This window comes from Akkermansia muciniphila ATCC BAA-835, from assembly GCF_000020225.1.
Classification (GTDB): Bacteria; Verrucomicrobiota; Verrucomicrobiia; order Verrucomicrobiales; family Akkermansiaceae; genus Akkermansia; species Akkermansia muciniphila.
On record NC_010655.1, the window covers coordinates 1,830,396 to 1,853,609 of the forward strand.

General features: G+C 57.5%; 13 protein-coding genes. 10 read left to right on the forward strand and 3 right to left on the reverse strand.

Going from position 1 to position 23,214, the window contains the following annotated elements; genetic code table 11:
- The first annotated feature begins 112 nt into the window (after positions 1–112).
- The 9 genes from AMUC_RS08175 (at position 113) to AMUC_RS08225 (ending at position 18,719) form a co-directional block, all read left to right on the forward strand.
- Positions 113–1,033, forward strand: coding sequence for a hypothetical protein (locus AMUC_RS08175; RefSeq protein WP_012420565.1), 921 nt, complete (start codon positions 113–115; stop codon positions 1,031–1,033).
- Between the two features lie 6 nt (positions 1,034–1,039).
- Positions 1,040–1,957, forward strand: coding sequence for a hypothetical protein (locus AMUC_RS08180; RefSeq protein WP_012420566.1), 918 nt, complete (start codon positions 1,040–1,042; stop codon positions 1,955–1,957).
- Between the two features lie 565 nt (positions 1,958–2,522).
- The gene (locus tag AMUC_RS08190; RefSeq protein WP_012420567.1) at positions 2,523–3,914 is read left to right on the forward strand and encodes an anthranilate synthase component I family protein; all 1,392 of its coding nucleotides are present in this window, start codon (positions 2,523–2,525) and stop codon (positions 3,912–3,914) included.
- Entirely contained in the window at positions 3,898–5,490 is a 1,593-nt protein-coding gene (gene trpD / locus AMUC_RS08195; RefSeq protein ID WP_012420568.1) for an anthranilate phosphoribosyltransferase, read from the forward strand. The genes AMUC_RS08190 and trpD overlap by 17 nt, the downstream gene beginning before the upstream one ends.
- A complete protein-coding gene (locus tag AMUC_RS08200) occupies positions 5,480–6,265 on the forward strand; it encodes an indole-3-glycerol phosphate synthase TrpC (RefSeq protein ID WP_012420569.1) in 786 nt (261 codons plus the stop codon). The genes trpD and AMUC_RS08200 overlap by 11 nt, the downstream gene beginning before the upstream one ends.
- Positions 6,262–6,909 (forward strand): phosphoribosylanthranilate isomerase, encoded by a 648-nt coding sequence (locus tag AMUC_RS08205; protein ID WP_012420570.1) that lies wholly within the window; start codon positions 6,262–6,264, stop codon positions 6,907–6,909. Before AMUC_RS08200 ends, AMUC_RS08205 begins: the two co-directional genes overlap by 4 nt.
- A complete protein-coding gene (gene trpB, locus AMUC_RS08210; RefSeq protein ID WP_012420571.1) occupies positions 6,906–8,078 on the forward strand; it encodes a tryptophan synthase subunit beta in 1,173 nt (390 codons plus the stop codon). The genes AMUC_RS08205 and trpB overlap by 4 nt, the downstream gene beginning before the upstream one ends.
- A gap of 22 nt (positions 8,079–8,100) precedes the next feature.
- Entirely contained in the window at positions 8,101–8,880 is a 780-nt protein-coding gene (gene trpA / locus AMUC_RS08215) for a tryptophan synthase subunit alpha (RefSeq protein WP_031931079.1), read from the forward strand.
- Positions 8,881–9,260: 380 nt separating this feature from the next.
- Positions 9,261–18,719, forward strand: a complete 9,459-nt coding sequence (locus AMUC_RS08225; RefSeq protein WP_012420573.1) for an autotransporter-associated beta strand repeat-containing protein — start codon at positions 9,261–9,263, stop codon at positions 18,717–18,719.
- A gap of 121 nt (positions 18,720–18,840) precedes the next feature.
- Here AMUC_RS08225 and AMUC_RS08230 read toward each other — a convergent pair whose 3' ends face one another.
- From AMUC_RS08230 to ykgO, 3 genes are all read right to left on the reverse strand, one after another.
- Complete coding sequence (locus AMUC_RS08230; protein ID WP_012420574.1) at positions 18,841–19,251, reverse strand: OsmC family protein; 411 nt, start codon at positions 19,249–19,251, stop codon at positions 18,841–18,843.
- A 198-nt stretch (positions 19,252–19,449) separates the two neighbouring features.
- On the reverse strand, positions 19,450–20,613 hold the full coding sequence (locus tag AMUC_RS08235; RefSeq protein WP_012420575.1) for a homoserine O-acetyltransferase family protein: 1,164 nt from the start codon (positions 20,611–20,613) through the stop codon (positions 19,450–19,452).
- Positions 20,614–20,699: 86 nt separating this feature from the next.
- Positions 20,700–20,864, reverse strand: coding sequence for a type B 50S ribosomal protein L36 (gene ykgO / locus AMUC_RS12420; RefSeq protein ID WP_065529996.1), 165 nt, complete (start codon positions 20,862–20,864; stop codon positions 20,700–20,702).
- A gap of 287 nt (positions 20,865–21,151) precedes the next feature.
- Between ykgO and AMUC_RS08245 the strand changes: the two genes are divergently transcribed.
- Positions 21,152–23,077, forward strand: coding sequence for an LpxL/LpxP family acyltransferase (locus AMUC_RS08245; protein ID WP_042448154.1), 1,926 nt, complete (start codon positions 21,152–21,154; stop codon positions 23,075–23,077).
- Positions 23,078–23,214 lie beyond the last annotated feature (137 nt).

The window sequence follows — 23,214 nt, forward strand, 5'->3', positions numbered from 1 at the left end:
GACTGACAGAATAGGCCAGCTACCTTTTTCTTCCTTCCGGTTTTTATTCTGCTGTCTGGCAGTTTTTTCCGGAGTTGTTCCCTTGTGGGCTTCGGATGGCCCGGATGATGACATGAAGGAGACGGAAGAGGAAGCCTGTGGCCCCCTCCAGATTAAATCTCAGACAGAGTTGTGCTCTGCGGATTATTATATCAAGGGAAGAAGTGAACAGGACAAGGAAGAAGACAGAAAGAGGAAGGATATAGGCATCGGGGAGAACATCACCTTGCTTCTAATCGGCAAATCCAAGGGAAATATTGAAGAAATTACCTGGGATATTAAAGGAGAAGGCTTCCAGCAGACAGATACTAATCCATTCAAAGGTTCACAACAAATTACCCTGACTGCCAAAAAGGATTTAACCAAAGATGCCCGTGTCACCATTACAGCCAAAACCGGTGAAGACAAAGAAGCTAAAATCACCGTCAATATCAGGATTCCCAAGAAGATAACGAAGGAAAAATATGAGGGACACATGGATTTGGGAGATGGCTTTTTCGTCAATACGGCTGATTTTAAAATATCCAAGGGGGAACACGGTGTCTGGGGATTTATTAAAGTGACGCTTTTTCCTACTGACGTCAGTTTTAAGGGAGTCAAGGTGATTGAGCGGGATGGAGGACTCATGTGGGAAGGAAAGAACGGGACTCCCCCGCGGCCTCAACCGGAACTGGCAGCCGAGCATGTAACCTGCAACATGGCCGCTCCCATTCAGGATAAAAATAATTTTTATGATATGGTAGGGGATAATCGCAATATTGAGGAAGTTCTTGAAACGATTCGCCGGTCCAAACATAATCCTCAACAATTTTGGTTTGTATGCAACTTCCATATTCATTGGGGAAAGGGAGGGAAAGGCAGCGAGCAACAGGATTCCATCTTTTTAGGAACAACTAATCAAAAATATTCTATTGAAGCTTTGGACCAGCGTACGACAAAAACGGTCGTTGAAAAATTCGGGTTCACGTTTAAAAGAAACAGCAATGAGGATTAAAAAACAATGACCCTGTTACCTCCTTTATGCGCATGTGCCGTCTGCCTAGTAATCGGGAAGGGCAATCAGGCCTATTCCGATTCTCCCCTGGAGAACCCGGCGTGCATCGACCAGTACAAACAGCCGTCCGCAACCATTCGGGAACTCTCCGGTTTGCTGAAGGACATGCGGCTCAAATCCTTCTATAACGGGGCCAGGAAACATACGCTCACCTTTAGTTTGGCGACTCGGGATAACATTGATACCGAGCTGAAAGAGAAAATATGGAATTATTATCTGGTAGCCTCGGCTCCCCTTTTTACCTACAAAACGTATCGGGAAATCGAGCCGGATGTTGATATGGGCGATGATAGGGCTGATATTCACCGCAAGTCCGAAGCCTGCCTCCTCATGGAAAAATATATCGGCCTGGTCCGGAAGACGAACAAAATCAAGGAACCCGTTAAAAATCAGATCATCCGGCGCCTGTTTCTTCCCTATTACGCGCGCATCCTGAAACAGTACAAAAACGCGCAGGAGCCCAATCCCTACCAGAGGGATGCCCAGGGAAATCCCGTCCCTCCCCTTTCCGACAAGGAAAAGGAATTCCGGAAGCGTGAGATAGAAAGAATCAAACGTCTCCCCGTTCAGGAAGTCCTCAAACTGATGCGTGAAGGTTCAAGCCACCGTTCTTTTATCGAGACGAGAAATGAAGTATTTGGAGACGAAGTCAAGCATCTTGAAAAAGCCTTGATGAAACTGCTTGTTTCCGAATTCCCCGGTCAATACGGCAAGGTTGAGAATTTTATTCTGGAAGCCGGATATTCAAAAGAAGACATCCCCGGTTTGATTGACCGCACCGTGGGCAGGGACGAAAAGACGGATTTCCTTTATAAAGGGAAACATCGTCAGAAACATGACAAGCTCTACAGGAAAAAGAAGTGATGGTGTCCAGCCCCGAATGTTTAAGACGTTCTTTCTCCCTTTTCTTTTTGTGAAGAGATATGTCGGAAACCGGGGGGAGTGAAGAAGGCTCGAGTCCGATGGCAAGGCTTGCAATAACCGGTTTCTGGAAAGGGAATTCTGGATTCGTAAAAAAGGAAAAGAGAAACGTGCTGCGCCAGTTGGCAGCTCCGTTCCGCCGGTGGGAGTGGGGCGGGCGGTTCCTTTGGAAGTTTGGAAGCGCCGGAGAGGCGTCGTGTTTTCTCTGGGCAGATTGAGAAGCCAATACGGTTTTTTCGCCATTGACGGAAAGTTTTTTTGACAAAGAAGGGGCAGAGGAGTAATAAACGCGCAGATGCATTTCAGCACTGTACAGCCCTTTTTTAGCAAGAACCGTTATTATGGCAACGGCTATTGGTGGCGCGTACCCATGTCCGGACGGGGGAATCCCGAGGTGCAGTAATAGCATTCAGCTATGACCATTTTTCAAGAACTGCTTTGATTCCTCCGAGAGTCAAAGCAGTTTTTTTATTTTCAACTTACATCATCATCCATGCAAACACCATCCATGATCACTCTCCAACAGCGCAGCCGCCGCCTGAGCGCCGATCTGGAGACCCCTATCAGCCTGTTTCTGAGCCTGACTCAGAACAAAATTCCCGGACTTCTACTGGAAAGCGCGGAAGTGGACGGCAGATGGGGGCGCTACAGCATCATCGCCTGCGATTATCTGATGACCGTTTCCTGTGTGGACGCCAGGCTTTCCCTTTCCATCAAAGACGACCGTCTGGCTTCCCTGAAGGAGCTGGAAGGCATGCCTTACCTGGATGGACTGCGCTCTCTGATGCAACGTCTGGAGCTGGTGGGGGACGATATGAGGCAGGCTCCCATTACGCGGGCTTTGTACGGCTATTTCGGGTATGAAACCGCCGCCCTGTTCCAGCCCAGGCTGGCGCAGGCCATTCCGGCTTCTTCCGCAGAGTCCTGCCTGGTGCTGGCCGGCACCGTGATTGTTTTTGACCATTTGTACAATCGCCTTACCCAACTCAGCCTGGGTGAACACCGGGATTTGTCCCATGCCCCGCTCCATGGGGCGGAGGAACCTTCCGTCGGGGAAGTTTGCCGCACACCGGACCAGGCAGCCTACATGAAGGGGGTAGAGCATATCAAGGAGCTGCTGCATGACGGGGAAGCCATCCAGGTGGTGCTTTCCTCCCAGGCTTCCGCGGAGTTCCACGGAGACGCTTTCATGCTGTACCGCCGCATGCGCAGCATTAATCCTTCCCCATACATGTTTTTCATGCGCCTGCCGGAGGTGACGCTGTTCGGATCTTCTCCGGAACTGATGGTGCGCTGCACAGACGGCAAGCTTCAGCTTTCCCCCATTGCCGGAACGCGCAGGCGCGGCAGGGATGACGAGGAGGATGCAGCTCTGGCTGCCGATCTCCTGAAAGATCCGAAGGAATGTTCGGAACATGTCATGCTGGTGGATCTGGGCCGCAACGACCTGGGCCGTGTCGCCAAGCCCGGTTCCGTGAAACTGGAACGCCTGATGGAGATTGAACGTTTTTCCCATGTGATGCATATGACTTCCCGCGTGACCGCCCAGGTGAACGACGGGTTGGACGTCTTGGACATTCTTGGCGCTGCCTTCCCGGCCGGGACGGTTAGCGGAGCCCCCAAGGTGCGCGCCATGGAAATCCTGGCGGAGGAAGAGCCTCTGCCGCGCGGACCGTACGCCGGATGCATCGGATGGCTGGGATTGGACAAAAACGGCGTCCACATGGATTCCGGCATCACCATCCGCAGCATGTGGGTGAAGGATGGGCGCATCCACTGGCAGACGGGAGCCGGCATCGTATATGATTCCGATCCGGCCGCGGAATGGCAGGAATGCATGAACAAGGGTAAGATTATTGACGTTATTTTGAAAGGAGAAGACCATGTTTCTGTTCATTGATAATTACGATTCGTTTTCGTGGAATCTGGTGCAGGCGTTTTATGCCCTGGGACGCAAGCCCGTGGTGCATGCGAATGACGATTCTCGTATTCTGGAACTGGCGACCAGCCCGGAGCTGGAAGCCGTGTGCATTTCCCCCGGCCCCAGCCATCCGCGCAACGCCGGGCTGTGCCTGGAGTTCCTGAAACGCCTCCCCGCTTCCGTTCCCGTGCTGGGCGTGTGCCTGGGGCACCAGCTTCTGGGCTACTTCGCCGGGGCGGAGGTTTCCCGCGCTCCGTATGTCATGCACGGCAAGAGTTCCGACATCATCCATGACGGCGCTGGGCTGTTTTCCGGGCTTCCCAATCCCATGACCGTGGGCCGCTACCATTCCCTGGTGGTCCAGTCCAAGGAGGACGAGCCGAATCCCCGCTTTACCGTTACTTCCCGCGGGCCGGAAGGGGAAGTCATGGCCCTGCGCTACAATGACCGTCCGTGGGTGGGCATCCAGTTTCATCCGGAATCCATCCTGACGCCGAACGGGCTTCAGCTTCTGGGCAATTTCCCGGATAACGTCGTGCCTTCGGGGCAGAAGGAAAAGCGCATCAGCCGCATTCTGGACGCCCTGGCCGCCGGACAGGACCTGACGGCGGATATGGCTGCCGCAGGCTTTGCGGACATCATGGATGGCCGCATGACTCCGGCCCAGGCGGGCTGCTTTTTGATGGGGCTCCGCATGAAAGGGGAAACCCCGCTGGAAATGGCCCACGCCGTGGGCATTGCCCTGGGCCGCGCCAACCGGGTGGAAGGTTTGGAAGGCGACTGCATTGACGTGGTAGGCACGGGGGGGGACGGCCGCAACTCTTTCAATTGCTCCACAGCCACGGCTCTGACGCTGGCCGGAATGGGATACAGGGTGGTGAAGCACGGCAACCGCGCCGTGTCCTCCTCCTGCGGTTCTGCGGACGCTCTGGAAGGCCTGGGATTCCCGCTGGACGTAGCTCCGGAAGATGTCCGGCGCCTGTTGGACGAGCGGAACTTCGCTTTCCTGTTCGCGCCTAATTTTCATCCTTCCTTCCGCAATGTAGGCCCCATCCGCCGGGAGCTGGGCATCCGCACCCTGTTCAATCTGCTGGGCCCCCTCATCAACCCGGCGCGTCCCACGCACATCCTGCTGGGCGTGGCCCGTCCGGAACTCGTCGAGCTGCTGGCGGAGACGCTCCGCCAGTCCCACATCCGCAAGGCTGCCGTAGTATATGGCGCCGGGGGCTATGACGAGGTGACGCCGCTGGGGCCCACCAAGATGATGATCATCCACAACGGCAGGCTGACGCCCATGTCCCTGGATCCCCTGGATTACGGCATCCAGCCCTGCAATCCGGAGGAACTGGCCGTTCATTCCAAGTCGGAAGCCGTGGACGTGCTGAAAAACATCCTGGCGGGGAAAGGCCCGCGTGCCATGATGGACATGGTGATTCTGAATGTGGGGGTAGCCATGTTCCTGCTGGAGGAGCACATGGACCTGTCCGTCTGCATGGCGAAAGCACGGGAAGCCGTCTGCGCCGGCATAGGAAGGAGAACGCTTCATGCTGCTTGACCGGTTCCGGGAAGCAAAGGCGGAGGAAATAGCCCTGCTCACGGACATGGCCTCCCGCCGGGAACTGCCGCGCCCGTGGAAGGGGCGCCGGCCGGATTTCCTGAAAGCCATTGCGGAACCGCCGGACGGGCAGCCCGTGGCGGTCATTGCGGAGTTCAAGCAGTCCTCTCCGTCGCGCGGTGTCATCGCCACCGGGCTGAAACCGGAGGAAGTGGCTGAACAATACGCTGCGGCAGGCGCCTCCTGCATCTCCGTGTTGACGGAAGAACAGTTTTTCGGCGGCCGCATCGGATATTTGGAACGCATGAGCCGCGCCGGGCTTCCGCTTCTCCGCAAGGATTTCATTTTTCATCAGCTTCAGGTGATGGAGACGGCTTCTACGCCGGCTTCCGCTTTGCTGCTCATTGTCCGTCTGACGCCGGATGCACGGACGCTCCGTGTTCTCAGGGAGCAGGCGGAGGCTTACGGCATGCACGCCGTTGTGGAAGTGTTCGACGCTGCGGATCTGGAAATTGCCAGGGACTCCGGCGCGCGCATCATCCAGGTAAACGCCCGTGACCTGGACACATTGAAAACGGACAGGCAGGCCTGCCTGGACATGGCGAAATTCCGCCGTGAGGGGGAGGTGTGGATCGCCGCCAGCGCCATGAGCGCAGGGGCTCATCTCAGGGAAGCCGCGGAAGCGGGGTTTCAGGCCGTACTGATGGGAACAGCCCTGATGGACGGAGGAAGGCCGGGTGAAAAACTGGCGGCAATTTTAGAAGAAACGATATGAAGAAGCATTCATTTGCAATCAAGGTGTGCGGAATTACCCGCCAGAGCGATTTATCAACCGCCATGGGGATGGGGGCCCATTTCTGCGGCTTCATCTTTCATCCCGGAAGTCCGCGTTATATTGCGCCGTCGCGCGCGGCGGCCCTGGACTCCGCCCTGATCCGCCGCGTGGGCGTTTTCGTGAACCAGAACGCGGAGGAAATCATGGATATCATGAAAACGGCCCGTCTGGAATTCGCCCAGCTTCATGGCGCCCATTCTCTGGACTGCGCGCGCCGCATCGGTCCGGAAAAAGTGATCCGCGTATTGTGGCCGGACCGGTATGAATCCGTAGATGCCCTGCAAAGGGAAATGGAGCTATGGGCGGACAGCTGCGCCTGGTTTCTGCTGGATGCCGGCAGCCAGGGCGGCGGCCACGGCGTTTCCCTTGACTGGACCTCCCTGGCGTCTCTGAGTTCCCCCCGGCCCTGGTTCCTGGCGGGCGGCCTTTCCTCCGCCTCACTGAACAGGGCTCTGGAACAATGCTCTCCGGACGGCATAGACCTGAACTCCGGCGTGGAAGCCATCCCCGGCCAGAAAAGCCCGCAAAAACTGCTGGCGGCCCTCAAACCACTCACCCCTTACACTCCTTACCACATCGCATGAAGAAAGAAGGATATTTCGGCAATTTCGGCGGCCGCTTCGTACCGGAAGCGCTGCGCCCCCCGCTCATGGAGCTGGAGGAAGCCATGGACTCCATCATGCCGTCCAGCGAGTACCGGGATGCGCTTCAGGATCTGCTGGTCAATTACGCGGGCCGTGAAACTCCCCTCACGTTCTGTCCCCACCTTTCGGAAAAACTGGGCTTCCGCCTGTGGCTGAAACGGGAGGACCTGCTGCACACCGGAGCCCACAAAATCAATAACGCCCTCGGCCAGGCCCTTCTGGCCAAAATGATGGGGAAAACGCATCTTATTGCGGAAACCGGGGCGGGGCAGCACGGCGTGGCTACGGCTACGGCGGCCGCCCGGCTTAAAATGGACTGCACCATCTTTATGGGCGCAGAGGATGTAGAACGCCAGTCCATGAACGTTATGCGCATGAAATTGCTGGGAGCGACGGTTTTTCCGATTGAGAGCGGTTCCCGCACGTTGAAGGATGCCATTAACGAGGCTCTCCGCTACTGGATTTCCCATCAGGCGGATACTCTGTATTGTTTCGGTACGGCGGCGGGCCCCCATCCGTTCCCCACATTGGTCAGGCAGCTTCAATCCGTCATTGGGCGGGAGGCCCGCGCCCAGATGCTGGAGCGTGCAGGCAGGCTGCCGGATGTGGTGGTGGCATGCGTGGGCGGCGGCTCCAATGCCATCGGCATGCTTCACCCCTTTGTGGAGGATGAAGGCGTCCGTCTGGTAGGGGTTGAGGCGGGAGGCACCGGTGAGCCCGGCTGTTATAACTCCGCCCCCATCAATCTGGGCAGCCCCGGCGTGCTGCACGGTCATGTGACCATGCTGTTACAGGATGAGAACGGGCAAATACAGCCGTCCCATTCCATTTCCGCCGGGCTGGACTATCCCGGGGTAGGCCCGGAACATGCCTATCTGGCGGAAACGGGCCGTGTCCATTACGGTGTGATTTGCGACGCCTCTGCTTTAAACGCTTTCCGGACGCTCACCAGAGAGGAAGGAATCATTCCTGCGCTGGAATCCTCCCATGCCGTGGCCTGGGTGCTGGACCATGCGGAGGAACTGCCGCAGGGGGGGGACGTCCTGGTCAATCTCTCCGGCCGCGGAGACAAGGACCTGGGAATCGTTAAAAAATATTTGAATCTTTAAGCCGCATTCTTCCATGAATAATATGCAGAAATCACCGTTGCAGAAAGCCGTGGAGAGGGCCCATGCCCTCGGCAGGCGTGCCGTTATCCCTTTCATTACCGCCGGATTCCCGGACAAGGAATCCTTCTGGACGCACTTGTCCCGTATTGACGAAGCCGGGGCGGATATTATTGAGATAGGAGTTCCCTTCTCGGATCCCGTAGCGGACGGCCCGGTTATTGAACAGGCATCCCGGGATGCCCTGGCCCGCGGCGTCAGCCTGAAATGGATTCTGGACGGTCTGAAAGCCCGCAAGGGCGGTTTTTCAGCCGAACTGGTGCTGATGGGATACGTAAATCCCTTTTACCAGTATGGCCTGGAACAGCTTGCCCTGGATGCGGAGGAGGCGGGCGTCAGCGGTTTCATCGTACCGGATATGCCGCTGGAGGAATCCGGAATGTTCCGGGAGGCTTTCAGCCCCCATGGCCTGACGCTCGTCACTCTGGTGGCTCCCAATACTTCCGTGGAACGCATGCGGGAATACAAGCCTTATACTTCCGGCTTCGTTTATGTGGTCTCCGTGCTGGGAACCACCGGTGGGAAAGCCAACCTGGAGCGGAGCGTTACGGAAACCATGCGCCGTGCCCGGTCCGTTTTTGATGTGCCGCTGGCGCTGGGCTTCGGGCTTCAGACGCCGGACCAGCTGGAGACGCTGCCTGAAGATGCCCGGCCGGATGCCGCCGTGCTTGGGAGCGCTCTGCTCAGGCACATTGGAGAAGGGAAGGACGCCGGGGAATTTTTGGAAAAATGGACCAGAGGTTGAACTGGACGTTTCTCTCTGGTTTTTAAGGATGGGCCTGCACAACTTATTGTGCAGGCTCTTTTTATTTTATCTGGTAATGAACGGAGAAAATACGGATTCGCAATCCGCTTCACTTTTATTCACATATTATTCAATTTTTGACAGAATTATTATATTGATAATGAATATGTTACATATCTTTAACATAATTTGCTGGCGGGAATCCCGGATTTTTTTGACGGAGAAAACGTTCCGGGTATTCCGGAAAACCGTTGTAACTGATTCTTTTCCTTTGACAGCGGATTGCGAATTCCTTATTTATATTCACAATCATATTTCCCTTGCCGTGTTGTGGGAAAGGTTCTTATTTGTTCATTAAATACCTAATTATCAAACGTTTCATGAAATTACACCTCCCTTTGAATTTATTGGCTGCCCTGATGACCTCCTTTTCCGGAGTAACGCTTGGCACCGCCACGCTGGCAGGAGTTTCTGGTCTTTTGGTGACAGCATCACAGTCTTATGCGGCGGATGTCGCCTTTGACGGAACCCAGGTGAATGTGGCGGCGGGAGGCTCGGCCTCCTATGATGTCGGTACTGTTACGGCTTCTACTACCTTGAATTTTGCCGGAGCCGGTACGGCCGCCATCACCAATTTGAACGGGACGGCTCCGGAAGCCATCCTGACGGTAAACCGGGTGGCCAACGGGGGCGCCAGCCTTTCCACCCTGACATTGAACGGGGCAGGCACTTTCAACGGAATCATTTCCCTTTATTCCAACACGACGGGGGGATCTCAGAACAACATCCTGAACCTCAACCACGCGCAGGCCGCCCAATACGCCACGATCAAACTGGGCGGTTACGGTTATACGACGGGCGCTTCCGTCCTGAAAGCCGGCGTGAACACTTCCATCAGCAAGCTGGAGCACAACAATGCCGCGGCTTTGATTACCGGGGAGGGAACCACGCTGACCATTACGGGGGATTCTTCCTCTTACGGCGGCAGTTTCGGCGGCACCGTAACGGTGGACTATACGGGGGGAGGCACCTTCACCCTGGGCAATTCCGACAAGAATACGGCGCTCTCTCCCGCGGCATCTCCGAACGCTACCCTGAAAATCAGCAGAGGCACTCTTTCCCTGTTCTCCGGAAATGTCACCTGGTCCCAGAAACTGGTCATGGGTGACGGCACCACGCTGAATGTCCAGGACGGTCCTTCCGTGACGGGGTACTCCTCCTATAATGCCGCTTCCATCAATAACGGCGGTTTTAATTTTTCCGGAGCAGCGGTTTTCGGCAGCGGCGTCAACCTGACATCCAGCTGGGGCAAGAATGTGAAGTTTTCCGGTGTTCTCACGGCGGCAAGCGGTTTTTCCATCAGCGGCGGCGCGAATGAATATACCTATTACAACCTGCTCAACACCGCCAATGAAATTGGGGGGACGATCGCCATTACGCGCAACTCTGCCTCTCTGGGCATCAGTGCTTCCGGCTCCCTTGGGACTGCCGCCGTTACTACTTCGGTCAACTCCCAGTACCTGACCTATTACGGCACTGCGGGGGATGCGGCGGATGTCATTGACAATTCCATCACCGGGGCAGGCAACTTCGTCGCCCAGTCGGGCTGGGTGCATCTTTCCGAGAACGTGGCGCTTACGGGAACCTATACCGTCAATTCCGGCGCCGTCCTCTCCAGGGCCGGTTCCATTAACGCCGCGCTTGCCGGAGGCCGACTGGATGCGGGCGCCGGAACCATGACCGTGACGGAGCTGTCGGGAAACGGCACCATCTCCGCCTCTGCGGGAACCATGAATTTCCAGAACGCCTTCACGGTAGGGGAAACGATGGGCATCCTCGCCAACGGTTCCGGGACGATCACGGGCAATGTGACGGTGGATGGAGGCCGTCTGTATTATACTTCCATGGACAATGTCGGCAGCGTGCTGCAGAACGTGACGCTGACTTCCGGCCTCATTGATTTCTCCGGTTTTCAGGAATTCCAGGACTTGTTCGGTTCTGAAGCCCTGGTGAACACCTCCTATAACCTGGGCGTTGATTTGGGGAACGGCTTTACTCTGGCGGATGTTGACGAGTCCCTGTACACAATCAGCACCGTGGACGGAAAAACAGTCATCACGTTTACGGCTTCCGGCGCCCATGAGACCGTCTGGGACCCTGCCTGGGGGCTGGAAGAGGCTCCCTCTTCCGCAACAGGTACGCTGGTAAACCAGCAGTCTTTGTCCCTGTACGGCATCCGGGCTTCTTCCATGCAGGAGGGGTTCGGTTCCGTGAATGCCGTCACCGGAACGGGAGACCTGACAGGAGTGACCCTGGCCGGCGGCTACTACAATACTGCGTCCAATGCCACGGCTACGGAAATCACCACCGGCATCTGGACGGATGTGCTGGGGGGCAATTACAATCTGATTATCGGCGGCAGCTATGCCAATAACTGGAGCGGCTCCGGCAAGTGGAACGTTACGGGAGACGTCCATACCCAGATTCAGGGGGATACTGCCGTCAACTGGGTTGTGGGAGGCAACTACAAGGACGGCCAGGCGGCAGGCATCACGGGAAACGTTTACGTATCCGTGGACGGGAATGCCGTCATCAAGGGCAGTTTGATAGGCGGCGGCACGGGATGTCATAACTCCGTAAACAACCTTGACGGCAGCACGTACGTCGTCGTGCGCAGCATGCAAAGCGTCACGGACGAAACCATTTCGCTCAACTCCGTTGTCCGGGGCTTCATCATCGGCGGCAGCACTTATGAAGCCAATTCCTCGTCCCGTGCCGCCATTACCGGAAGCACCAATGTGACGATTGATTTGGGAACGGCCTCCGGCAGCTTTGTCAAGAGCATCGTGGGCGGTTCCTATTCGGGAGGTTCCGGGGCATATACGGTTGGAGGCGATTCCAGCGTCAGCATTACCGCCGCCAGTGACGCCGTCTTTACCGGGGCTATTTACGGCGGCGGGTTCAGCTCATCGGGAACATCCGCCGTCAGCGGCAATTCCAGCCTGACGCTGGATGGCGGTGCGTACACGGGTGCTCTTTACGCGGGCGGCGGAGGAACAGGGTCTTCCGTAAACGGGGACGCTACCCTTACCGTTAAGAAAGCAGTATTCCGGACGGGCAGCTCGCTGAATGCGTCGGGAGGCACGATAGGCGGCACCTCTTCCTTGCTGCTGGGAGGTTACGGCAATACGGCGGATCACGCCATTTCCTTCTCCAATACGGCTGTGGCCGGTTTCGACATCGTGACCATGTTCCAGGATTCTTTCTTTACGGGGAATCTGAACATGACCGGATCCAGCGTGCTGGCGCTGGCGGGAGGGGCAGGAACGGGAATCAATCTGGACGGCTCGTTCTCTCTTTCCGCTGAAGGAGAGCTGAATCTGGATCTTTCCGAATTCGGCACCCTGACAGACGGCATGTCCGTCCTTTCAACTACGGGCCTGTCCAATATATCTTCCATCAGGGCTTCCTTTGCTGACGGCGTGGCCGGGTCCATCACCATTTCCGACAACGGCAAAGACCTTGTCTATACGGCGGGAACCCTCCTTTTGTGGGAGGGGGGTGAAAACGGCGTCTGGAGCGCGGAACATGTCTGGACGGACGGCGGCGCGCCCGCCACATATGCGGATGGCATGGCGGTTTCCTTTGCGGACCAGGCCGGAGTCGCTAACTCTGTCGTACAGTTGGATACTGAGGTTTCTCCAAGTTCTATGCTTGTCCGCAACTCCACCACCCGTTATGAACTGACGGGGACGGGAGAAATTACCAATACGGCCGTCGCCAAGGAAGGCACGGGAACGTTGGTCCTCGGCACCTCTTCCATACTTGGCACGGGTACTACTGTGGCTGTGTCGCAGGGTGTTCTGGCATTCGGTTATGATACGGCCCTTCCCGTCACGGGGGTAACCTGGAATACCGGTTCCTTTTTGGGTGCGGCCAATGGAGCGACGGTGACGGTGGATTTGGGAACCGTCACTAACCCGGTATTCTCCCTTTCTCCGGATGCCAGCTCTTTCATTACTCTGGCGACTCCGTCCGACATCGTTTTCGGCAATGCCATTACTGGGGAAGGAACTGTCCGGAAAACCGGCACGGGCTTGCTGAAACTGACGGGGAGCAACTCCGGCCACATCGTGGTGCAGGAGGGCAACCTCCAGATAGGGAACGGAACCTCATCCATCCGCTGGGGAAGCGCGGGTTCTTCCGTCACCCTGGAAAACGGCACGTCGCTGATTATTGCCGGCAACAGTTCGGGAACCTCCCACCATACCATCAATTCCGATTTGATTTTGGGAACAAGCGCGTCCGACGCCGTTTCCCTGAAATGGGTGGACGCCTCCCAGGCAAGCGCCGCGGACTATCAGCATAGCTTCACCGGAACCGTTACCGTCAACGGGGCGGTCTCCCTGGTGGGCAGGGACAACTGGGCCAAGGAAATGGGCTTCACCGGAACGCTCACCGGAGCCGGCTCTCTGACTTACAGCCGCGGAGCGGGCGACGGCAGGTACAATTCCAACGGAAAGCTCATCATCAGCGGAGACGCTTCCGGATTTACCGGAATGATCACCATGAATGCTTCCAACGGCTATAGCGCCGGGCTGGATCTGCGCACTTCCATCTCTCAGGGTGGCGTCACCCTGACATCCGGAACGGACACGACCGGATTCGCTTTCATGCGCGTGCTGGGGGATGTTGAAATTGCCTCTCTGGACGGAACGGAGAATTCCCAGGTGGGAGCCGTAGGCGGCGCGCGCACGCTGACGGTGGGGGCCGGCACGTACAACGGCACGCTCACAGACCGTGGTGTTGCTCTTGGGTACGGAGCCACTTCCATTTCGTATGACGAATCCGGCGTCCTGTCTCTGACCAAGGTCGGCGAGGAAACGCTGACGCTGGGCGGGACGGTCAGCTACACGGGGCTGACGGATATTCAGGGGGGAACGCTCGCTCTTACTGCTTCCGGGGCTACGTCCCTGGGGAATATCACGATGGCGGCCAATACGCGGATGACGACTGCGGGCGCTCTGAACCTGGCGGCCAACTCTACGCTGACACTGGATATCAGCTCCGCCCTCGAAGTGGGCGGCGCTTTCGGGGCCGGAACGTTCAATCTTACGCTGAACGGGCTTGAAGGCATTACGGATGCCGGGGAATATACCCTGATTTCCGCCGCCAGCGGTCTTGATGCCGCCAGCGCCGTCTTTAACTGGGCCGGATATACTGGGGACGAAACGCTGATTTATGAACTGGAGCAGACGGGAACATCCCTCAAGCTGGTAGTGACTTCCGCCGGGGACGTATGGATCTGGCAGGGAGCGGAAGGAGTGACCTGGAGCGATACGAACACGGGCGCCATGTGGGGCATTGAAGGTTCCACGGATACGGCTGCCGGGAAGAATCTGATCTTCAACAGTACCGGGGCGGGAACCGTCACTCTGTCCGGAGCGGTGAATCCTGCTTCCATCACAGTCAACAATGCTGCCGGAAGCGATTATGTCTTCGTTTCCGACGGCACCGGGAAAATCGCCCAGGGAACGTTGACCAAGCGCGGCGAAGGGAAGCTGGTCCTTAATTTGGACAACACGGGCTGGAACGGGGATATTTCCGTCCAGCAGGGCGAACTGGTAGCCCAGGTCGCCAATTCCCTGGGATCCGGAGCCATTACCGTTACGGACGGCGTGCTCACTCTGGCTACGGCGGACGTTCAACTGGGAATGGGCATGATCAACCTGCAGGGCGGCCGCCTCAATCTGGCTTCCGGATCTTTTGCCACGGCGTTTACCGCAGACAACATGACGTGGACGGGCGGTTCCATGACGCTGGGCGAGGAAGTGGCCGCCACCGTCGCCAAGGCTCTGGCCAATGGAAAAGCCGTGGAATTGGCGGACGGTTCCGTACTGACGGTCAGCGGGGCTAATGATAACTCGGCTCTGAACCTGAATGCCTCCGGTTCCGGTACCGTTTCCGTGGGACTGGGAACCAGCTATGGGGCCAATGTCCTGAATATGAGCACGGAATTCCAGGGGAGCCTGTCCGTGACATCCGGCTATTTCCAATTGAATAACGTAACGATGGGGGCGGACGGCATCTTGAAACTGGCGGATTCCAACGTCCGTACGGAATGGAACGGAACAGCCGGAGGAACGTTTGCCAATGACGTTGTCTTTACGGGCAACCAGGTCTTTGCCACCAAGGATTTCACCTTCAGCGGCGATTTGAGCGGAACGGCGTTCTCCACCCAGGGAGCGGGCAATATTACCCTGGCGGGCGGCGTCAACCTGGACGGTCAGCTCAAGGTGCACCGCGGCACGGTTACCGTGAATTCCGCCGATGTGGCCAAGCTGGGGGACAGCATTGACATCCAGAACAATTCCACGCTGGCCTTTGCCCGCGATTTCTCCTACGGAGGCGTCATCAGCGGTACGGCCGGCAGCACGGTATCCGTAAACGCCGGAACGCTGGAACTCACCGGAGCGAACACCTTCCTGGGCGCACTCTCCATTGCGGGCGGCGCTACGGCGCGGCTGGGTGACGGAAGTGCCTGGGCCGGGTCCCTCTCCGGAGCCGGTTCCCTGGTTATTGACACTACCGGAGAGATAACGCTGGCGGCCGGCAACACCGGGTTCACCGGTTCCACGACGCTCTCCGGAACGGGCACCGTCACCTTGGCGGGGGCCGACTCCCTGGGGTCCGGACGGGTCACCGTCAATAACGGCGTTCTCAATTTGTCCTCTCTGGATGCGGCCAACGTTATTTTGATTACGAAGGGAAGCCTGGCAAACGCGGAAGCCAAAACCGCCGGAAACGTGGAAGTGGCCGCTTCCGCCGGAACGCAGGGAGCCCTGAATACCATCAATCTGGGCGGCCTGTCCGGCTCCATGGTCGGCTCCATCGTCATGGAGGATTACTCCCGGCTTACAGGCGTTTCCGGTGCTCTGGACATGACGGGCAAGACGGTGACGCTGAAACTGGATTCCGGCAGCCTTACAGCGGGCGGAACTACCGGACAGGGCGTTATTGATGCGGACAGCCTGACGCTTTCCGCCGCCACAACAACCATCAACCTCAGCAACCAGGGTGTTCTGGACCTGCTTGCCGCCAACCGGGATTCCACTGACGGCGTAGGGCTTGTACTGACAACGGGAACCCTGGCTGTGGATAATTTCAAGCAAATCGGATTCTCTCCTCTCCTGGCTTCCCTCGGCTATACCGTGACGGAAGTCCTGGGTGCGGACGGGACGCTGATGGTCAGCGGCAATACGGACCTTGTCTATCTGGTGGACGCCACCCCCAATTCAGACAACCCCAATATCAGCGATTACGCCGCGCTGGATCCCTACAAGGCTGTCGGCATTAATGGCACCACGCTTCATGTGAGCCTGAACGGGGCTCCGGAAGCCTCCCGGAATGGGGACGGTCTGAAAGTCAGCAACCTGGTTGGCAGCGACGGTGCGCTGACCGTGACGAATACGGCGGATGATGCGGCTTCCAACCACGCCGTGGTGGATCTGGTTCAGGATGTTGACGCCGGCGGCAACAGCTACGGCGGAACCATCAGCGGGGACCATGTGGATTTTGTCAAGAAAGGTGCGGAAACCCTCACCGTAGAAGGAAACTTCACCGGGAATGACTCCAGTCTCAGTTCCTCGGAGGGAAATATCATCCTGAACGGTGCAGGCAATAGCCTTACTACGCTGGAACTCGCGGGCGGAGACATAACGCTGGGCGGACGGAATGACGGCGCCTCCCGTGTAACCACGGTGGAGACGCTGGCTGCCGGCGCGGGAGGGGGAACCCTGAATTTGGGTAACGGAGCCCAGATGGTTCTTACCGGCCAGCAGGCCGGCAGCCATGTCACGGAAGTGACTATCTCCGGGGACGGTACGCTGACCTTGGGTGGTACGGGAACAGACTCCTCCCTGACACTGGGCAACGGCTCTTCCCTGAACGGTGTCCTGCTGGATATCCGTGAAGGGTCTGCCCTGTCCGCTGCAACCGGTTCCGTGAATACCGTTTCCGGACTGGAGGGCGGCGGAGCTCTGAAGCTGAGCGGTGCGGAAATGACGATCAGCTCTTCCGATTCCCATACCTTTACCGGTACTCTGGACGGGGCATCCGGAACGCTCAACGTCAAATCCGGCAACGGAAGCGTCCAGACTATCAAGGGTGCGGGCAATGCAGGTTATCACCTGAATGTGAGTGACGGCGGCGTGCTGACCCTGGCCGGAGCGGCAGGGGAGGGCGGCAATCCCGCCCAGGCTTCTTATCAGGGGATTACCGTGAACGGCGGCACGCTCAATATCGGCAGCGCAGACGATCCCAAAACCCAGCTGACGCTTGGCTCGGACGGCTTGAGCGTGACAGGGGACAGCACAGTAGCCATTACCACTTCCTCCACAACGGTGGACGGCCTGGGCAATCCCTTTGTCACCTCCAGCGGAAATATTACGCTGGGAGACGGGACGGGGGAAGTCACGCTGGTCATGAACAATCTGGATACCCTGGTTTCCGGGAGTTCGGAAACGCTGAATATGGAATTGTTCAAGACAACGGACGGCGCGCTGGTGTCCCTGGGTGACAATGTCACCCTCCAGGACATGATTCTTGGTTCCATGTATGAAAACCTGGAGCTGACCACCAATGACAGCATGACGGCCATCATCCTCACCGGTACGGCGCGCACGGAAAACATTTTCCGTGACTCTTCCCTGACGCGGAATGCCGCTACTGGAGCGGACATCCTTTGGAATTCCCGCTATCACATGGAGGAAGGCTCTGCCTTGCGCGATTTCTATACCTCTGTTCTTCTCTCCCAGAATTCAGGCGACTATTCCGGCGCCGCCCGCAAACTGGCCGCCGCCGCCGGCAGCACGGTTACCAGCCTGGGCATCGCCCAGCGCGACTCCCTGCGCGACCAGATGGGCTGGATACGCAACCGCGTGGCGCAGATGGGCGTTAACCCTGCATATGTCCATGAAGACATGCCCTACTTCCATATGTGGATGCAGGGAACCGGGTCTTATGCCAAGCTGGACACCAGGGGGGATGAAAGCGGCTACGAACTCACCACCTGGGGAGGCACGGTAGGCATGGACGTGGATATCAACGACCGCCTCACTGCGGGAGCTGCGTTTACTGCCAATTACGGAAGCCTGACGGCCAGCGCGGCGGATACGGCGGACGGAGACCTGGACAGTTACTATGTCAATCTGTTCGCCCGCTACCAGTACCGTAAATGGTCCCATCTGCTGATTCTGACGGGTGGCTGGAATGATGCCTCGCTGACGCGCACGGTGAATTACGGTACGGGGTCTTACCAGGCCCGCGGCAATACGACGGGAGCCGGTTTCGGCGCCATGTACGAGTTGGCGTATGACATCGCTCTCAATGAAGACAGGAGCGTGATTCTCCAGCCTTTGTTTAACGCTTCCATCGTGACGACCCGCATGGACGGCTATCGGGAAAGCGGTTCTGCCGGAAATGCCGGACTGAAGGTGGAAGACCAGGAACTGACTACGGCTGCTGTCGCTGTGGGTGCCCGGCTCTCCGGACTCATGGGGTCCAACATCTTCGGGCGTGAAGCGCTGGGAGAAGTACGGGTGAACGTTTCCCAGGATATGGGAGACCGCCGCGGGCAGGCTAATGTGGGCTTCCTGGCAGATCCCTCCTATACGCGTCCGGTGTATGGCGCCAAGGTCGGAAGCACGGCCTTCCAGATTGGCGCGGGGCTGAGCGTTCCCGTGGGCACCCAGGGCGTCATTTTTGTGGACGGCAATGCGGATATCCGCAGCGGTTCCAGCTCCATCAACGGGAGTATCGGCTACCGCTACAACTTCTAAAGGAAAAAACGTCGGCCAATTGGAAAGCCGTTGCGGATGATTCCGCAGCGGCTTTTTTCATGAATGGGCGGGATTTCTTTAAGGATAACTTCAAGCTTGGGTTGACGTTCCTGATGGCTGCTTACTTCCATTCCCATTCAATGGGCGTTTCCAGATCGGGCCGCAGCGCCTGGCGCACAGGGCAGGACAAGGCGGTTTTTTCCAGCATGGCGCGGAGAGGGTGGCTGCCTTCCAGGGGCATGATTACCTTCAGTTCAATTTTTTCAATTCCCTTGGATGATTCCGCCGCACGCGCCAGAACGCGCATGCCTTTCAAATCCACTCCTTTTCTGGCCGCGACCACGGAAACCAGGCTCATCATGCAGGAGGCGAGCGTGGAACCGAGCAAAACTCCGGGGGAGGGGAATTCTGCGCGGCCTTCAAAAGAAGCGGGCAGGTCCGTGGAAAACGTGACGTTGGAAGGAATAAAGGTGGTTTCGCAGCGGAATTGTCCGACGTTCTCCGTTTCGGAGGTGTAATAATGATCAGTCATGAAGGTGTGACAGCGAAAACCCTGTTCGGGTTCATCCGGTTCAGGTTATTTTCACGTTGAAGAGCCGTGAAGTTCCGCTTTGCAGGGAACCTGGCCGTTCCTTCATGACATGGTTGATTTTTTCCTCTTGCTTCCGGTTCCCTGCATTACTTCTTTTTAAGCGTTGCTCCGCCGTGTCTTCTTGCGGCGGGAAAAAGCTTACGCCGTCCCCTTCGGCTTCCTTGCCGCCAGAATGCGCCGGATGGGTTCCGCATAAAGCTCCGGCTCCAGCAGGAAGGAATCGTGTCCCTTGGTGGAAGCGATGGTATGGAACTCCGTGGGAATATGGGCGGCTTCAAGCTGCGCCGCGAAATCCTGCTGTTCCGCCGGGCGGAAACAGCAGTCTGTATCAATGGAAAAGATAAGCGCGGGAATCCCTGCGCGGCGGAAGCCTTCCAGGGCGGTTTGAAATGTTCCGTCCGGGGTGTGGTCGCGGATGTCGAACTCCGCCCACATATCCGCAATACGGATATAGGCGTTGGCGTCAAAGCGCTCCGCGAACTTGGTTCCCTGGTGAAGCATGTAGCTTTGCGTGCTGCGGGTGGGGGTCATCCACGTGAGCAGGCCGTAGTTGCCTCCCACCTCTTTTCTGGCGCGCTGTTCCAGCCCCTCCTGGTAAACAAATGATTTGTGGCCGATGATACGGGCGAACGCCAGCCCTTTTTTTGGCGCCGGTCCCCGGTAGTAATCCCCGCCTTGGAAATCCGGGTCAAGCTCAATGGCCAGGATTTGTTCAAACAGGGACAGGCGGTGTTCAATGGAAGCCCGGTAACCGGAGCCGATGGAGATGAAGCTCCGGACCCGTTCCGGGAACTGGCACGCGAAGCTGAGGGCGATCAGTCCGCCCACGGAGGGGCCCATAAGATGAACGCGTTCTATGCCCAGGCTGTCCAGCAGAAGGGCCTGGAGACGTGCCTGGTCTGCGGCCTCCACATGCGGGAAACGGGAGCCGTAGGGCTGGCCGTCCGCAGGGCAGGGGGTAGCGGGGCCTGTGGTGCCGTAGCAGCCTCCCAGGTAATTGGCGCAGATGATGCAGAAGCAGTTTGTGTCCAGCGGCTTGCCGGGGCCGATGATGCTGTTCCACCAGCCCTCGTGGTTTTCCGGTTTCCAGAGGGAATCGATGCCCGGGACTTCCGGATTGTAACCGTAGGCGTGCTGGCTGCCGGAAAGAGCATGGAACAGCAGGATGGCGTTGTCTTTATTCGGCGTCAGGGTTCCGTATTGTTCGTAGGCGACGCGAACCTTGTCCAGCGTAGCTCCATTTCTCAGGGAGAAGGAGTTGGGAAGATCCAGGAATTTGGTTTGGACGGCAGGAAGCTGCATGGATGTACGGAAAGGGGTTTGGTCAGCAAAAAAAGACCGGCACCCGGCGGGCGGCGGTCTTCTTGAAATCTGTGCTGGGCCAGGGATTACTTGACGCCCTTTTTGGAAAGGCGCGTGCCTGCCGTAGCGCCCTGGCGGGCCTTGAACTTGGGATTGCTCTTGCAGATCACATACAGCGTGCCCTTGCGCTTCACGATTTGGCAGTCTGCGTGGCGGCGCTTCATAGAGGCTAAGGAAGAAAGAACTTTCATGGTGTATAACTCCGGTTTGGTGTTCGGTTCGGGAGACGGAATATACCGTTTAGTTAAGAATTGTAAAGTCATTTCTTTGCCAAAAGTAAGATGCCGTCTCCGCAGAGATGCTTTTATGAGGAAGATGCAGTAAAGCATGGGATGGCTTTGGATTCCGCGCCGGCGGAAAAATTTAGGGAAGACGTCATTTAGCCGGGAAAATAAAATGCGGGAAGGGACCTCTGCCGGGGGAATAAAGGGTTTGTGGACCGGAGGGGATTCGTATAACATCTTTTCCGGTTTTCCTTATGACTGATTCTTCCTCTCCTGATTCCTCCCCGGCTTCCCGGAATACGTTTGCCCATCATTTGGGAATGAAAGGGTTTCTGCTCATGGAAGGGCTGTTGAAGCTCGTGGGCATGAAAACGCTGTACCGGCTGGGGCGCGCGGCAGGGGCCGTGGCGTGGCATCTGCTTCCCCAGCGCCGGAACATTGTGGAAAGGAATCTGCGCATCGTTTTGGATCCGGCCCTGCGCGGAAAGGAACTGCAGAAATTAAGCCGGGAAAATTTCAAAAGGACCATTGCCAATTTCCTGTGTTCCGCGAAGACGGCCACCCTGACGGATGAGCAGTTGAAGCATTGCGTGACGGTCGGAGGGCACGAACAGTTTGCCGCGCCTGTGCTGGAAGGGCGCGGGCAGGTTTGCGCCATAGCCCACTCCGGCAACTGGGAGGCGCTGGCGAGAATACGCGCATTTTACCCAGAGGTGGAGCGTTACGGGTCCATGTACCGCCAGTTTGACAATCCGCTGATGGAGGAATACGTGTACCAGCGGCGCACGGAACGTGGAACTCAGATGTTCTCCAAGGAGGGAGGCATCAAGGCTCCCATGAAAATGCTCAAGGAAGGGGGGGCCCTGGGCGTGCTGAGCGACCAGTTCGTATGGGAGGGGGTGTATGTCCCCTTTTTCGGCAAGGTGACCGGCACGACTCCGTTGCCCGCTCTGCTGAGAAAAAGGGCTGGCGCGGACATGGTGGCCATAGCGGTGCGCACGGATGCTCCTGGCCACTGGATAGCGGATATGGGGAATGTGGTGGATTTTTCCAGGTCGGACGGCTCTCTGGCAGGGGACACGATTGAAGTGAACAGGGGGCTGGAAACGTTGATCCGGGAATCCGTGCTGGATGTGTTCTGGATGCACCACCGCTGGAAATCCGTTGACCGCTTTGCCCCGCAGGATAAAAAAACGGCTGCGCTTCTGGAAAATATGGAGCTGAAGCCGTACCGCATTCTGGTAGCCGTTCCCAGGGCGCTGGATGAAGCCCTGGCGACTGTTCCCCTGATTCGTGCTTTGAAAACCGTCCGGTGCGACATGCAGGTGAACATCGTCTGCCCGTCTGCCCAGCTGGGGATATGGAAGACGGTGCCGGAAGTTACCCATGTGTTGCCGCACGACTCCCTGAAGCAGCTTCGGGAAGCTTTGGCAGCAGATGAATTTTACAATGACGGACCGCTGGATCTGGGTGTCATGCTGGATGGAGATATGGAAACCCTGAAAGCGCTGGAACCGTATGGCCCCATGATGTTTTCCGGGCTGGACACGCATCCCGGCGCCCGGAAGTACAAATTCCGGGTAAAGGCCCCCGTCCTGCGCGCCGCCCCCCCGGCGCACCGGGTGCAGCTTTATCTGCAATTGGGGGGGCTGCATGGGCTGGACGTCGCCACCCCGTCTTTGTTCCCTGTGAAAAAAGCGGCCCCGGCGGAAGACGCCCTCATTTTAATCGCTCCGTTTTCCCGCCTGGGGAGCGCCAGTGAATGGAGCAGGGAGCAGTGGAGGGAGCTGGTTTCCCTTTTGCCGGGACGGACGGTGCTGGCGGCTCTGGAAGAAGACCGGGAGCGTGCCGCCTCCCTGGCGGAACATTTGAATGTGGAGCTGGCGGTGGGTGCGCCGGAGGCTCTCTTTCCCGTCATGGACGGCGCTGCGGCGGCAGTAGCCGTGGATGGCGACTTTCCGTCCCTCTGTTCTTTCCGGGGGCTTCCGGTGGTGACTCTGTTTTCCACCCGGCTTCCGGATGTTTACCGCCCTATGGGCACATTCAACCGTTCCCTTTACAGCCACCAGTGCTGTTCTCCCTGCTTCCGGAAGGAATGTGACCGGGATGTTCCCTGCAACCGCCACATTGCCGTGCGGGAAGTACTGGAAGCCTTGCGGGAAATTTCCGGGAAAGAATAATCTGGGAAGGGACGGAATGCCGCCCCCCGGCGTTGGCGGAAAAACGGCGGGAATGCTGCCGTTGCCGTAAAGAATGATGGAATAACGAAAGGAATTGCGGAAATGCCGTATTCCGGAGCAATTCCAGAAATGCGTCT